The organism is Pseudomonas sp. ENNP23, from assembly GCF_001728945.1.
Taxonomy (GTDB): domain Bacteria; phylum Pseudomonadota; class Gammaproteobacteria; order Pseudomonadales; family Pseudomonadaceae; genus Metapseudomonas; species Metapseudomonas otitidis.
This window is the reverse complement of sequence record NZ_LYSP01000002.1, coordinates 92,075-105,850: the sequence shown is the minus strand read 5'-3', so window position 1 is coordinate 105,850 and position 13,776 is coordinate 92,075. Positions and strand designations below refer to the sequence as shown.

The 13,776-nt window shown below is 64.7% G+C and carries 14 protein-coding genes; all 14 read left to right on the top strand.

From position 1 onward, the window contains the following. The first annotated feature begins 26 nt into the window (after positions 1–26). On the top strand, positions 27–1,886 hold the full coding sequence (hscA, locus tag A9G05_RS01685; RefSeq protein WP_069559330.1) for a Fe-S protein assembly chaperone HscA: 1,860 nt from the start codon (positions 27–29) through the stop codon (positions 1,884–1,886). A 4-nt stretch (positions 1,887–1,890) separates the two neighbouring features. Beyond that, positions 1,891–2,229 (top strand): ISC system 2Fe-2S type ferredoxin, encoded by a 339-nt coding sequence (fdx, locus tag A9G05_RS01680; protein WP_069559329.1) that lies wholly within the window; start codon positions 1,891–1,893, stop codon positions 2,227–2,229. Between the two features lie 10 nt (positions 2,230–2,239). Then, positions 2,240–2,440 carry a Fe-S cluster assembly protein IscX gene (gene iscX / locus A9G05_RS01675; protein WP_069559328.1) on the top strand — a complete coding sequence of 67 codons (201 nt, stop codon included), beginning with the start codon at positions 2,240–2,242 and terminating at the stop codon, positions 2,438–2,440. 94 nt (positions 2,441–2,534) lie between these two features. Continuing rightward, on the top strand, positions 2,535–2,966 hold the full coding sequence (gene ndk / locus A9G05_RS01670; RefSeq protein ID WP_044405994.1) for a nucleoside-diphosphate kinase: 432 nt from the start codon (positions 2,535–2,537) through the stop codon (positions 2,964–2,966). 24 nt (positions 2,967–2,990) lie between these two features. Beyond that, entirely contained in the window at positions 2,991–4,139 is a 1,149-nt protein-coding gene (gene rlmN / locus A9G05_RS01665; protein WP_069559327.1) for a 23S rRNA (adenine(2503)-C(2))-methyltransferase RlmN, read from the top strand. A gap of 13 nt (positions 4,140–4,152) precedes the next feature. Then, positions 4,153–4,908, top strand: coding sequence for a type IV pilus biogenesis/stability protein PilW (gene pilW / locus A9G05_RS01660; protein WP_069559326.1), 756 nt, complete (start codon positions 4,153–4,155; stop codon positions 4,906–4,908). Next, entirely contained in the window at positions 4,905–5,906 is a 1,002-nt protein-coding gene (locus A9G05_RS01655) for a RodZ family helix-turn-helix domain-containing protein (RefSeq protein WP_069559325.1), read from the top strand. The genes pilW and A9G05_RS01655 overlap by 4 nt, the downstream gene beginning before the upstream one ends. 3 nt (positions 5,907–5,909) lie before the next feature. Next, the gene (ispG, locus tag A9G05_RS01650) at positions 5,910–7,022 is read left to right on the top strand and encodes a flavodoxin-dependent (E)-4-hydroxy-3-methylbut-2-enyl-diphosphate synthase (RefSeq protein ID WP_069559324.1); all 1,113 of its coding nucleotides are present in this window, start codon (positions 5,910–5,912) and stop codon (positions 7,020–7,022) included. 13 nt (positions 7,023–7,035) lie between these two features. Further along, positions 7,036–8,325, top strand: coding sequence for a histidine--tRNA ligase (gene hisS, locus A9G05_RS01645; RefSeq protein ID WP_069559323.1), 1,290 nt, complete (start codon positions 7,036–7,038; stop codon positions 8,323–8,325). A 26-nt stretch (positions 8,326–8,351) separates the two neighbouring features. Then, the gene (locus tag A9G05_RS01640; protein WP_069559322.1) at positions 8,352–8,996 is read left to right on the top strand and encodes a YfgM family protein; all 645 of its coding nucleotides are present in this window, start codon (positions 8,352–8,354) and stop codon (positions 8,994–8,996) included. Positions 8,997–8,998: 2 nt separating this feature from the next. Beyond that, positions 8,999–10,138, top strand: a complete 1,140-nt coding sequence (gene bamB / locus A9G05_RS01635; protein ID WP_069559321.1) for an outer membrane protein assembly factor BamB — start codon at positions 8,999–9,001, stop codon at positions 10,136–10,138. 78 nt (positions 10,139–10,216) lie between these two features. Continuing rightward, positions 10,217–11,695 (top strand): ribosome biogenesis GTPase Der, encoded by a 1,479-nt coding sequence (gene der, locus A9G05_RS01630; RefSeq protein ID WP_069559320.1) that lies wholly within the window; start codon positions 10,217–10,219, stop codon positions 11,693–11,695. 127 nt (positions 11,696–11,822) lie between these two features. Continuing rightward, positions 11,823–12,971 (top strand): pyridoxal phosphate-dependent aminotransferase, encoded by a 1,149-nt coding sequence (locus A9G05_RS01625; RefSeq protein ID WP_069559319.1) that lies wholly within the window; start codon positions 11,823–11,825, stop codon positions 12,969–12,971. Further along, complete coding sequence (locus A9G05_RS01620) at positions 12,959–13,753, top strand: amidohydrolase (RefSeq protein WP_069559318.1); 795 nt, start codon at positions 12,959–12,961, stop codon at positions 13,751–13,753. The genes A9G05_RS01625 and A9G05_RS01620 overlap by 13 nt, the downstream gene beginning before the upstream one ends. Positions 13,754–13,776 lie beyond the last annotated feature (23 nt).

Genomic DNA, 13,776 nt, shown 5'->3' with positions numbered 1-13,776 from the left:
GGGCGCCGCCTGACTAGCAGACCAGCATGGCCCTACTGCAGATCGCCGAACCCGGACTGAGCCCCAAGCCGCACCAGCGTCGCCTGGCCGTGGGTATCGACCTTGGCACCACCAATTCCCTCGTCGCCGCCGTCAGAAGCGGTGTCGCCGAGCCCTTGCCCGATGCCCAGGGCGACGTGATCGTTCCTTCGGCTGTTCGCTACCATCCCGACCGGGTCGAGGTCGGGCGTACCGCCCGTGACGCCGCCCTGGACGACCCGCTGAACACCGTTCTCTCCGTCAAGCGTCTCATGGGGCGTGGCCTTGAGGATGTAAAACATTTGGGCGAGCACCTGCCCTACCGCTTCGTTGCAGGGGAATCCCACATGCCGTTCATCGAGACCGTGCAGGGCGTCCGCAGCCCGGTCGAGGTGTCCGCCGATATCCTTCGCGCATTGCGCCAGCGTGCCGAGTCGAGCCTGGGTGGCGAGCTGGTCGGTGCGGTCATCACCGTGCCGGCCTATTTCGACGACGCCCAGCGGCAGGCCACCAAGGACGCTGCGCGGTTGGCCGGCCTTAATGTGCTGCGCCTGCTCAATGAGCCGACGGCGGCAGCGGTCGCCTACGGCCTGGACAAGCAGGCCCAGGGTGTCGTTGCCATCTATGACCTGGGTGGCGGCACCTTTGACGTGTCCATCCTTCGCCTGACCCGCGGGGTCTTTGAGGTCCTGGCCACGGGTGGCGACAGCGCCCTCGGCGGTGATGACTTCGACCATGCCATCGCTGGTTGGATCGTCGAGCAGGCCGGCCTTTCCGCTGACCTGGACGCCGGTGCCCAGCGCAACCTGCTGCAAGTCGCCTGTGCTGCCAAAGAAGCACTCACCACGGCTGACCATGTGGAGGTTGGCTACCGCGGCTGGGCGTCCATCTTGACTCGCGATCATTTCGAGGCACTGATCGAGCCCATGGTGGCGCGCAGCCTCAAGGCCTGTCGCCGTGCCGTGCGGGACGCCGGCATAGAAGTCGAGGATGTCGAGGCGGTGGTGATGGTCGGCGGTTCGACTCGTGTGCCCCGTGTTCGCGAGGCGGTGGCGGGTCTGTTCGGGCGTGAGCCGCTGACCGACATTGACCCGGACCAGGTGGTGGCCATCGGTGCTGCCATCCAGGCTGACATCCTGGCGGGCAACAAGCGTGGCGAAGAGCTGCTGTTGCTTGACGTGATCCCGCTATCCCTCGGTCTCGAGACCATGGGCGGGCTGATGGAGAAGGTCATCCCGCGCAACACCACCATCCCGGTGGCGCGCGCGCAGGACTTCACCACCTACCGCGATGGCCAGACCGCCATGATGATCCATGTGCTCCAGGGTGAGCGTGAGCTGGTCAAGGACTGCCGTTCCCTGGCGCGCTTCGAGCTTCGTGGCATCCCGCCGATGGTGGCGGGCGCGGCGAAGATCCGCGTCACCTTCCAGGTGGATGCCGACGGTTTGTTGGGCGTGACCGCGCGGGAGTTGGGCTCGGGTATCGAGGCGAGCATCCAGGTCAAGCCGTCCTACGGTCTGACCGATGGCGAGATAGCCCGTATGCTCCAGGACTCCTTCCAGTACGCCAATGACGACAAGCAGGCCCGGGTGCTGCGTGAGCACCAGGTCGAGGCCCGCCGCCTGATCGAAGCCGTCGAGGCGGCTGTCCAGGCGGATGGCGACACCCTGCTGGACGGCGACGAGCGTGCCGCCATCGCCTATCAGCTGGATCAACTGCGCGAGCTGCTCGAAGGCAGCGACGGCCTGGCGATCGAGCAGCAGACCAAACGACTGGTCCAGGTGACCGACGCCTTCGCGGCGCGGCGCATGGATGCCAGTGTCAAGGCAGCCCTGGCCGGGCGCCGACTGAATGAAATCGAGGAATGACCCCATGCCGCAGATCGTATTCCTGCCCCACGCCGAGCACTGCCCCGAAGGGTTGGTGGTAGAGGCCCAGACGGGCGAGACCATCATTGCGGCGGCGCTGCGCAACGGCCTGGAGATCGAGCATGCCTGCGAGATGTCCTGCGCCTGCACCACCTGCCACGTGGTCGTCCGTGAGGGCTTCGCGTCCATGGAGCCCTCAGACGAACTGGAGGACGACATGCTGGACAAGGCCTGGGGGCTGGAGGCCGAATCGCGTCTGTCCTGTCAGGCCGTCGTAGGCGAAGAGGACTTGGTGGTGGAGATTCCGAAGTACACCATCAACCAGGTTTCGGAAAAGCACTGAGGGCCGCGCCATGAGTCTGAAATGGGTTGATGTGCTGGAAATCGCCATCCAGCTTGCCGAAAGCAAGCCAGACGTGGACCCGCGCTACGTCAATTTCGTCGACCTCCACAATTGGGTGACCAGTTTGCCGGATTTTGATGACGACACCCGGCGAGGGGGCGAGAAGGTTCTGGAGGCGATCCAGGCGGCCTGGATCGAAGAGGCTGACTGAGACCCACTCAGCCACCCTACGCATTTAACTGGAACCCGCGTATAATTCGCGGGTTTAATTTTTCGCTTTAATCCATAGTTTCCGGAGTAATTCCATGGCTGTTGAACGTACCCTCTCCATCATCAAGCCGGACGCCGTTTCCAAGAACGTCATCGGCGAGATCGTCACCCGCTTCGAGAAGGCCGGCCTGCGCGTCGTTGCCGCCAAGATGGTCCAACTGTCCGAGCGTGAAGCCGGCGGCTTCTACGCCGAGCACAAAGAGCGTCCCTTCTTCAAGGATCTGGTTTCCTTCATGACCTCCGGTCCGGTCGTTGTCCAGGTACTGGAAGGCGAAGGCGCCATCGCCAAGAACCGTGAACTGATGGGCGCTACCGATCCGAAGAAAGCCGATGCCGGTACCATCCGCGCCGATTTCGCCGTTTCCATTGACGAAAACGCCGTACACGGTTCCGACTCCGAGGCCTCCGCTGCTCGCGAGATCGCCTACTTCTTCGCCGCCACCGAGGTGTGCGCTCGCATCCGCTGATCGCGGCTGGGAGAGGGTGAAGCCATGACTGCATCGACCGGTAAAGTGAACCTGCTGGGTCTGACCCAGCCGCAACTGGAAAGCTTCTTCGAAACCATCGGGGAGAAACGCTTCCGCGCCGGTCAGGTGATGAAGTGGATTCACCACTTCGGCGTCGAGGACTTCGACGCCATGAGCAATATCGGCAAGGCCTTGCGCGAGAAGCTCAAGGCCTCTGCCGAAATCCGTGGCCCGGAAGTGGTCAGCCAGGACATTTCCAGCGATGGCACCCGCAAGTGGGTGGTCCGTGTGGCGTCGGGCAGTTGCGTCGAGACGGTCTACATCCCCCAGGGAGGGCGCGGCACGTTGTGCGTCTCGTCCCAGGCTGGTTGCGCGCTGGACTGCAGCTTCTGCTCCACTGGCAAGCAGGGTTTCAACAGCGACCTCACCGCCGCCGAGATCATCGGCCAGGTCTGGATCGCCAACAAATCCTTCGGAACCGTCCCGGCCAAGATCGACCGCGCCATCACCAACGTGGTGATGATGGGCATGGGCGAGCCGCTGCTGAACTTCGACAACGTCGTGTCCGCCATGACCATCATGATGGACGACCTCGGCTATGGCATTTCCAAGCGCAAGGTGACCCTGTCCACCTCCGGCGTGGCACCGATGATCGACAAGCTCGCTGAAGTCACCGACGTGTCGCTGGCGCTGTCCCTGCACGCGCCCAATGACGAACTGCGTAACGAGCTGGTGCCGATCAACAAGAAGTACCCCCTCGCGGTGGTGCTGGATGCCTGCAATCGCTACATCTCCCGTCTCGGTGAGAAGCGCTTCCTGACCATCGAGTACACGCTGCTCAAGGATGTGAACGATCAGCCTGTCCATGCTGAGCAGATGATCGCACTCCTCAAGGATTTTCCTTGCAAGATCAACCTCATTCCGTTTAATCCCTTCCCCTTCTCCGGGTACGAGCGGCCGAGCAACAACGCCATTCGCCGTTTTCAGGACCTGTTGCACAAGGCCGGTCACAACGTCACCGTTCGCACCACCCGTGGCGACGACATCGACGCCGCTTGTGGGCAACTGGTCGGGCAGGTCATGGACCGTACCCGCCGCAGCCAGCGTTACATCGCCCTGCGTCAGCTCGACAACGACGCGGACGCCGGCCTGAACGCCGCCAACCGAAACTGAAGGGAGAAACTCCATGACCCTGCGCGCTGCGCTCATTCTCGTACTCGCCAGTCTGGCTGGCTGCGTATCCACCGGCTCGGTGGACCCGATGAGGACCGCGGAGGGGCGTGAAAAGGCCCGGGATGCCTATATCCAGCTGGGCCTCGGCTACCTGCAGCAGGGGGCTGCGGAGCGTGCCAAGGTGCCGCTGCGCAAGGCCCTCGAACTCGACTCTTCCAGCGCGGATGCCAACGCCGCGCTGGCCTTGGTTTTCCAGACCGAGATGGAACCCAAGCTGGCCGACGAGCACTACCGCAAGGCCCTCTCCTCACGTCGCGATGCGCGCATCCTCAATAACTATGGCGGTTTCCTGTTCGAGCAGAAGCGCTACGAGGAAGCCCTCGAACGCTTCCAGGAAGCGGCAGAAGACAGCCTCTATCCCGAGCGTTCCCGAGTATTCGAGAACCTCGGCCTGACGGCCCTGCGCATGAAGCGTATCGACCAGGCCAAGCAGTATTTCGACAAGTCCCTGCGCCTGAACATCCAGCAGCCCGTGGCATTGCTGGAAATGGCCAGCCTCTCGTTCGATGAGAAGCAGTACGTTCCCGCCCGTGATTACTACGAGCGTTACACCAAGATCGCCCCCCAGACAGCCCGCAGCCTCCTGCTCGGCGTGCGCATCGCCACGGTCTTCGAGGACCGTGACCAGGCCGCCAGCCTGGGCCTGCAGCTCAAACGCCTCTATCCCGGTACGCCCGAGTACCAGCAATACCTGTCGGAGCAAAGATGAAAGCGTCGCAACCCGAACCTGTCGCTGCGACCCGGGGCAATCCGGGCGAAGTGCTGCGCCAGGCGCGAGAAAACCAGGGCCTGGACCTGGCCGACATCGCCCGCCAGCTGAACCTCACCGAATATGCGTTGCGCCAGCTGGAAGCCGGCTCGTTCGAGCAGCTTCCCGGCCATACTTTCGCGCGTGGCTACATCCGTGCCTACGCCAAGCTCATCGGGCTGGACCAGGCTGAACTGGTTGCCGAGTTCGATCGTTACACCGGTACCGATGCCACCGGCAGCAGCGTCCACAGCCTGGGACGTATCGAGGAGCCGGTCCGTCTGTCCCAGAGTGTGTTGCGTTTCGTCAGCTTCGCGATCCTCGTTGCTTTGGGTGTCATCGGCTTCCTCTGGTGGCAGGACCAGGCCGAGCGCCGCGCCAGCGACAACAGCGAGCTGAACCTGGAGCATGTGGAAGTCGAGAGTGCCGACGGCACTACCCAGATCCACCCGCTGGACGAGCTTGAGGACCAGGCTGTTGCCGGAACCCAGCAGGAGGCCCAGGCTGGAGGCGAGACTGCCGCAACTCCTGAGGCTGCACCGCACCAACCTGCCACGCCAGCCCAGGCACCAGTTGTGGCTGCGGCTTCTCCGGCTACCGCTCAGCCCGTGCAGCCGAACACTGCAGCACCGTCCACGGCGCCAACCCAGACTACCGTTCCGGCCCAGCCTCCCGCTCCTGCTGTGACGCCCGGCGCGCCGGTTGTGGCCGCTGCCGGTCAAGGCGTGGTGCGTGTGCAGTTCACTGCCAACTGCTGGTTCCAGCTCACCGATGCCGGCGGCAGCGTGCTGCAGAGCGGAATCAAGCGCTCCGGCGAAAGCATCGAGGCTGCCGGCAAGCCCCCCCTCGAGTTGCGACTGGGCTACGCCCGAGGCGCTCAGGTCAGTTACAACGGCCAGCCCGTGGATATCGCGCCGTTCATCCATGGCGAGACCGCTCGCCTGAAACTGGGTCAATAAACGATGCATTGCGAATCCCCGATCAAACGTCGCCCTTCCCGCAAGATATGGGTCGGCTCCGTGCCGGTGGGGGGCGATGCCCCCATCGCTGTGCAGAGCATGACCAACACCGACACCTGCGACGTCGCCGCCACCGTCGGCCAGATCCGTCGCCTGGAGGAAGCCGGTGCGGATATCGTCCGTGTGTCCGTGCCGGACATGGAGGCAGCCGAAGCCTTCGGCCTCATCAAGCAGCAGGTCCGTGTCCCGCTGGTGGCCGATATCCACTTCGACTACAAGATCGCCTTGCGCGTGGCCGAACTGGGCGTCGACTGCCTGCGCATCAACCCCGGCAACATCGGCCGCGAAGACCGCGTGAAGGCCGTGGTCGATGCCGCCCGTGACCGCAACATCCCGATCCGTGTCGGCGTGAACGCCGGTTCCCTGGAGAAGGATCTGCAGAAGAAGTATGGCGAGCCCACCCCGGAAGCCCTGCTCGAATCGGCCATGCGCCATGTGGACTACCTCGACAAGCTGGACTTCCAGAACTTCAAGGTCAGCGTGAAGGCCTCCGACGTGTTCATGGCCGTCGCCGCCTATCGCCTGCTGGCCAGGCAGATCGAGCAGCCCCTGCACCTCGGCATCACCGAGGCCGGTGGTCTGCGCTCGGGTACCGTCAAGTCGGCGGTCGGACTGGGTATGCTGCTCGCCGAAGGCATCGGCGACACCATCCGCATTTCCCTGGCCGCCGACCCGGTGGAAGAGATCAAGGTTGGTTTCGATATCCTCAAGTCCCTGCGCCTGCGCTCCCGTGGCATCAACTTCATCGCCTGCCCGAGTTGCTCGCGGCAGAACTTCGATGTGGTCAAGACCATGAACGAACTGGAAGGGCGCCTGGAGGACCTGTTGGTCCCGCTGGACGTTGCCGTCATCGGATGCGTCGTCAACGGCCCCGGCGAAGCCAAGGAGGCCCACATCGGCCTCACCGGCGGTACGCCGAACAACCTGGTCTACATCGACGGCAAGCCGGCGCAGAAACTGCAGAACGAGAACCTGGTGGATGAGCTGGAGAGGCTGATCCGTCGCAAGGCGGCCGAGAAGGCCGAGGCTGACGCGGCCGTCATCGCCCGCAGCTGAATAAGGACACCCCGTGAGCAAGACCCTCCAAGCCATCCGTGGCATGAACGACATCCTGCCGGAGCAGACCCCTGCCTGGCGCTACCTGGAAAACACCTTCGCCACGCTGCTCGACGGCTATGGCTACAAGGAAATCCGCCTGCCCATCCTCGAGTTCACCGAGCTGTTCGCCCGGGGCATCGGCGAGGGCACCGACGTGGTCGACAAGGAGATGTACACCTTCCTCGACCGCAACGAAGAGTCGCTGACCCTGCGTCCCGAAGGCACGGCCGGTTGCGTGCGTGCCGTCCTTGAGCACGGCCTCACCGGCGGTGGCCAGGTGCAGAAGTTGTGGTACGCCGGCCCGATGTTCCGCTACGAGAAGCCGCAGAAAGGCCGCTACCGCCAGTTCCACCAGATCGGCGTGGAAGTGTTCAACCTCCCCGGGCCGGACATCGACGCCGAACTGATCGTGCTTACCTGGCGCCTCTGGCAAAAACTCGGCATTGCCGACGCCGTGACCCTGCAGCTGAACAGCCTGGGTTCCAGCGAAGCCCGTGCGCGCTACCGTGACGCCCTGGTGGCCTACCTGCAGGAGCGTTTCGACCGCCTCGACGAAGACAGCCAGCGTCGCCTCACCACCAACCCGCTGCGCATCCTCGACAGCAAGAACGCCGATACCCAGGCACTGCTGGTGGATGCGCCGACCCTGCACGACTACCTGGACGAAGAGTCCGTCGCGCACTTCGAAGGCCTCAAGGCGCGCCTGGATGCCGTCGGCATCCGCTACGAAATCAACCAGAAGCTGGTGCGCGGCCTCGACTACTACAGCCGCACCGTCTTCGAATGGGTGACCGACAAGCTCGGTGCCCAGGGCACCGTCTGTGCCGGTGGCCGCTATGACGGGCTGGTCAGCCAGTTCGGTGGCAAGCCGACCCCGGGCGTCGGTTTCGCCATGGGCGTCGAGCGCCTGGTGCTGCTGCTGGATACCCTGCAGCAGATCCCCGACACCCTCAACGCCCCGGCCGACGTCTACATCTGCGCCTTTGGCGAGCCGGCCGAGCTGGCTGCCCTGGCCCTGGCCGAGCGCCTGCGCGATGGCCTGCCGGGCCTGCGCCTGCTGGTCAACGCCGCTGCCGGCAGCTTCAAGAGCCAGTTCAAGAAAGCCGACAAGAGCGGCGCACGGTATGCGCTGATCCTGGGTGAGGACGAACTGGCCAAGCGCGTGGTAGGTTTCAAACCCCTGCGCGAAGACCAGGAACAACAGAACATTGCCTGGGATGCTCTGACCGAGCACCTGGCCGCCTGCCTGCAACAGGCTTGAGCTTTGGAACATAGGAGTTGATTGGGGTGAGCACGCGTAGCGAAGACGAAGAACTGGCGGCGATCAAGGATTGGTGGCAACGCAACGGCAAGCCCCTGGTCACTGGTGGCGCACTGGCGCTGGCCGTGGTGTTCGGCTGGCAGGCCTGGCAGAAGTACCAGACCAACCAGTCCCAAGGCGCCTCCATCGTCTACCAGCAATTGCTGGAGACGGCCCTGAACCCCAGCGGCAAGCCCGACGCCGGCAAGGTCGCGGAGCTGGCCAACAAGCTGAAGAGCGATTTCGGCGGCACTCACTACGCCCAGTACGGCAGCCTGTTCGTCGCCAAGGTGGCGGTGGAGTCCGGCAAGCTGGACGACGCGGCCGCCGAGCTCAAGGCCATCGTCGACAAGCCGGCTGACCCGACCCTGGGTGAGCTGGCACGTCAGCGCCTGGCCCGTGTCCTGGCCGCCCAGGGCAAGGTCGATGACGCCCTGAAGCTGCTCGAAGGCGATGCCGCCAAGTCGTTCCTTGCCAGCCGCGAAGAACTCAAGGGCGACCTGCTGGTCCAGCTGGGCCGCGTCGATGATGCCCATGCCGCTTACGAGAAGGCCAAGGCCGCGCTGTCGGATGACGCCGCAGTCGGTGGCCTGCAGATGAAGCTCGACGACCTCGCCAAAGGGGACGCATGACGATGCGCTGGAAATTCGCCGCACTGCTCGCCCTGGCTGTACTGGCCGCCGGTTGCAGCAGCAACAGCAAGAAGGAATTGCCACCGGCCGAACTGCCGAAGATCACCGAAGAAGTCGAGCTCAAGGAGGTTTGGAGCCGCTCCATTGGTGAAGGCCAGGGCGAGACCTACAACATGCTGGTGCCCGCCGTCGACGGCGACGTCATCTACGCAGGTGACGTCGAAGGCCTGGTGGTTGCCATGGACCGCATGACCGGCGACAAGCTGTGGACCAAGGAGCTCGACCTGCCGGTATCCGGCGCGGTCGGTGCCGGCTACGGCCTGGTGCTCGTGGGCACCCTGAAAGGCGAAGTCATCGCCCTTGACTCCAGCAACGGTGAAGAGCGCTGGCGTGCTCGGGTCAACGGCGAAGTGCTGGCACCGCCGGCCACCAACGGTGACGTGGTGGTCGTGCAGACCCAGAACGACACACTGTTCGGCTTCGACGCCTCCACCGGCAACCAGCGCTGGATCTACGAGAACACCCCGGCGGTGCTCACGCTGCGTGGCACCGGTGCGCCGGTTGTGACCAACCGCCTGGCGGTAGCTGGCCTGTCGTCCGGCAAAGTGATCGCCGTCGACGTGCAGCGTGGCCTGCCAGTGTGGGAGCAGCGTGTCGCCGTGCCTCAGGGCCGTTCCGAACTGGATCGTGTCGTGGACATCGACGGCGGCCTGCTGCTGTCCGGTGGCACCCTGTACGTCTCCACCTACCAGGGCCGCGTCGCCGGCCTGGACCTGGAAAGCGGTCGCGTGCTGTGGCAGCGCGAAGCTTCCAGCTACGTGGGCGTCGCCCAGGGCTTCGGCAGCGTCTACGTCAGCCAGGCCAGCGGCACCATCGAAGGCATCGACGAGCGTTCGACTTCTGCCCTGTGGAGCAACGACTCCCTGGCCCGTCGCCAGCTCTCGGCCCCCGAGGTGTTCTCCAGCTACGTGGCGGTCGGTGACTTCGAAGGCTATCTGCACCTGCTGAGCCAGGTGGACGGTCACTTCGTCGGTCGCGAGAAGATCGACGGCGACGGCCTGCGCGCCCGTCCGCTGGTAGTGGGCGACATGCTCTACGCCTTCGGCAATGGTGGGAAGCTGGTCGCCCTGACCATCCGCTAAGCTGGTGTTCAATGTCCGGCCGCTGCCGTTCGACGGCAGCGGCCGTTGTGTTTTCTGAAAAATGCAGTGGAGAGCCTCATGGTTCCCGTAATCGCCCTGGTGGGCCGCCCGAACGTCGGCAAGTCCACCCTGTTCAACCGCCTGACCAAGACCCGCAACGCCATCGTCGCGGAGTACGCCGGTCTGACCCGTGATCGCCAGTACGGCGAGGCGAAGTGGCAGGGACGCACCTACATCGTCATCGACACCGGTGGTATCTCGGGTGACGAGCAAGGCATCGACGCGAAGATGGCCGAGCAGTCCCTCCAGGCGATCGAGGAAGCCGATGCCGTGCTGTTCATGGTGGACTCCCGCGCCGGCATGAGCGCCGCCGACCAGTCCATTGCCGAGCACCTGCGTCGCCGCAACAAGCGCACCTTCCTGGTGGCCAACAAGGTCGACACCGTCGACCCCGACCTGGCCCGTGCCGAGTTCAGCCCCTTGGGCCTGGGTGACGCCTTGCCTATCGCCGCAGCCCACGGTCGTGGCATCAGCCAGATGCTGCAGGCGGCCCTCGGCGAGTTCCCCCGTGATGACGATGCCGACGAGCAGGAAGCCGCCGAGACCGAAGAGGTCGCCGAAGGCGAGGAGGCCACGCGCATCCCCGGCCCGAGCGAGAAGGACGGCATCAAGATCGCCATCATCGGCCGCCCCAATGTCGGCAAGTCCACCCTGGTGAACCGCATGCTTGGTGAGGAGCGGGTGATTGTCTACGACCAGGCCGGCACCACCCGCGACAGCATCTACATCCCCTTCGAGCGCAACGAAGAGAAGTACACCCTGATCGACACCGCTGGCGTGCGTCGCCGCGGCAAGATCTTCGAGGCGGTGGAAAAGTTCTCCGTGGTGAAGACCCTCCAGGCGATCCAGGACGCCAACGTGGTCATCTTCGTCATGGACGCCCGCGAAGGCGTGGTCGAGCACGACCTCAACCTGCTGGGCTTCGTGCTGGAGACCGGCCGTGCCCTGGTCATCGCCCTGAACAAGTGGGACGGTATGGAGTCGGGCGAGCGCGACTACGTGAAGACCGAGCTGGAGCGCCGCCTGTTCTTCGTCGACTTCGCCGACATCCACTTCATCTCCGCCCTGCACGGCACGGGCGTGGGCCACCTGTATAAATCCGTCCAGGCTGCCTTCCGCTCCGCCATCACCCGCTGGCCCACCAGCCGCCTGACCCAGATCCTCGAGGACGCGGTGCAGGAGCATCAGCCACCGCTGGTGAACGGTCGCCGCATCAAGCTGCGCTACGCCCACCTGGGCGGCGCCAACCCGCCGCTGATCGTGATCCACGGCAACCAGGTGGACGCGGTGCCCAAGTCCTACACCCGTTACCTGGAGAACACCTACCGCCGGGTCCTGCGGCTGGTCGGTACGCCGATCCGCATCGAGTACAAGGGTGGTGAAAACCCCTTCGAGGGCAAGAAGAACAAGCTCACCGAGCGCCAGGTGAACAAGAAGCGTCGGCTCATGTCGCACCACAAGAAGGCCGAGAAGAAGCGCCGCGACAAGAAGCGCTGATCCCGCTGCCGGTTGGAAGAAGGGCGCCTGAGGGCGCCCTTTTTCATGGGGCGCGTCGGCTGTGGTCGGCAGCCCGCCCAGCGCTTAAGCTATGGCGCATTTCCCAGTCGCCAACAGCCGGATTGCAATGATCACCAGCAAGCTGCCCAACGTCGGCACCACCATCTTCACCCGCATGTCGCAACTGGCCGCCGAAGTCGGCGCCATCAACCTGTCCCAGGGCTTTCCCGATTTTGCCGCGCCCGCCGCGCTGTGCGATGCCGTAGGCCAGCACATCGCCCAGGGCCACAACCAGTACGCACCGATGACCGGGCTGCCGGCGCTGCGTGAGCAGGTAGCCGCCAAGGTAGCGACCTTCTACGGCCGCACGGTCAGCGCCGACAGCGAAGTGACCATCACCCCCGGCGCCACCGAGGCCATCTTCTGCGCCATCCAGGCGGTGGTCCGCGCCGGTGACGAGGTCATCGTCCTCGACCCCTGCTACGACAGCTACGAGCCCTCGGTGGAACTGGCAGGTGGGCGCTGCGTGCATGTGTCACTGGCTCTGCCGGGTTTCGCCATCGACTGGCAGCGGATGAAGGATGCGCTCAGCCCCCGCACCCGCATGATCATCCTCAACAGCCCGCACAACCCCAGCGGCGCGCTGATCTCCCGTGCCGAACTGGACCAGTTGGCGGCGCTGATCCGCGATCGTGACATCTACCTGGTGTCCGATGAGGTCTACGAACACCTGGTGTTCGACGGCGCCCAGCACGTCAGCGTGCTAGCCCATGACGAGCTCTATGCCCGCGCCTTCGTGGTCAGCTCCTTCGGCAAGACCTACCACGTCACCGGCTGGAAGACCGGCTACGTGGTGGCGCCCCCGGTACTTTCCGCCGAGCTGCGCAAGGTCCACCAGTACGTCAACTTCTGCGGTGTCACCCCGCTGCAGTGGGCGCTGGCCGACTTCATGGCCGCTCACCCCGAGCACCTGGCCGAGCTGCCCCGCTTCTACCAGGCCAAGCGCGACCTCTTCTGCGACCTGCTGGCCGACTCGCGCTTCCGCTTCACCCGCGCCGCCGGCACCTATTTCCAGCTGGTTGACTACAGCGGCATCCGCCCCGACCTGGACGATGTCGCCATGTCCGAGTGGCTCACCCGCGAGCACGGCGTGGCCGCCATTCCCGTCTCGGTGTTCTACCAGCGCGCCCCGGCCGACCTGCGGCTGGTGCGTTTCTGTTTCGCCAAACGTGAGGAGACGCTGCGCCAGGCAGCGGAAAAACTATGCGCGATCTGAGCCTTCTGCCCGACCTGAAGCTGGCCCTGGTTCAGACCACCCTGGCCTGGCACGACCGCGACGCCAACCTGAACCGGTTCGAAGCCCTGCTGGATTCTGCGCAAGGCGCTGACCTGGTGATCCTGCCGGAGATGTTTACCACCGGCTTCTCCATGGACTCCGAAGCACTCGCCGAACCTGAACAGGGCCCCACCCATGCCTGGCTCAAGATCCAGTCCGTCCGGTTGGGTGCCGTGATCACCGGTAGCGTGATCATCCGTGCCGCCGACGGCAGCCACCGCAACCGCTTGCTCTGGGCCCGCCCGGACGGCGAGGTGTTGCACTACGACAAGCGCCACCTGTTCCGCATGGCCGGCGAGCATAAGCACTACAGCCCGGGGGAGGCCCAGGCGCTGTTCGAACTCAAGGGCTGGCGGGTACGTCCGCTGATCTGCTACGACCTGCGCTTCCCGGTCTGGAGCCGTGACCCGCACGACACCGACCTGCTGCTGTACACCGCCAACTGGCCTGCTGCTCGCCGTCATCACTGGAACCGTCTGATCCCCGCCCGTGCCATCGAGAACCTCTGCTACGTCGCCGCCGTCAACCGTGTAGGCAGCGACGGAAAAGGCCACCCCTACAGCGGCGATAGTCAGGTGCTCGATTTCCAGGGGGAGCCCTTGCTGAATGCCGAGGACAGCGATGGCGTTTTCCGCACGACCCTGACGGCCGCCGCACTGGCCGCCTACCGCGAGCGCTTCCCGGCTTACCTCGACGCCGACGGCTTCCAGCTTGCGCCCTGAGCGCCAAGCGACGACGGAAGAGG

Bases quoted from the DNA above. Each gene is read 5' to 3' on its own strand.
- fdx (WP_069559329.1), top strand. From the start codon at position 1,891: ATGCCGCAGATCGTATTCCTGCCCCACGCCGAGCACTGCCCCGAAGGG.
- iscX (WP_069559328.1), top strand. From the start codon at position 2,240: ATGAGTCTGAAATGGGTTGATGTGCTGGAAATCGCCATCCAGCTTGCC.
- ispG (WP_069559324.1), top strand. From the start codon at position 5,910: ATGCATTGCGAATCCCCGATCAAACGTCGCCCTTCCCGCAAGATATGG.
- rlmN (WP_069559327.1), top strand. From the start codon at position 2,991: ATGACTGCATCGACCGGTAAAGTGAACCTGCTGGGTCTGACCCAGCCG.
- A9G05_RS01620 (WP_069559318.1), top strand. From the start codon at position 12,959: ATGCGCGATCTGAGCCTTCTGCCCGACCTGAAGCTGGCCCTGGTTCAG.
- A9G05_RS01655 (WP_069559325.1), top strand. From the start codon at position 4,905: ATGAAAGCGTCGCAACCCGAACCTGTCGCTGCGACCCGGGGCAATCCG.
- hscA (WP_069559330.1), top strand. From the start codon at position 27: ATGGCCCTACTGCAGATCGCCGAACCCGGACTGAGCCCCAAGCCGCAC.
- ndk (WP_044405994.1), top strand. From the start codon at position 2,535: ATGGCTGTTGAACGTACCCTCTCCATCATCAAGCCGGACGCCGTTTCC.
- pilW (WP_069559326.1), top strand. From the start codon at position 4,153: ATGACCCTGCGCGCTGCGCTCATTCTCGTACTCGCCAGTCTGGCTGGC.
- der (WP_069559320.1), top strand. From the start codon at position 10,217: ATGGTTCCCGTAATCGCCCTGGTGGGCCGCCCGAACGTCGGCAAGTCC.
- bamB (WP_069559321.1), top strand. From the start codon at position 8,999: ATGCGCTGGAAATTCGCCGCACTGCTCGCCCTGGCTGTACTGGCCGCC.
- A9G05_RS01625 (WP_069559319.1), top strand. From the start codon at position 11,823: ATGATCACCAGCAAGCTGCCCAACGTCGGCACCACCATCTTCACCCGC.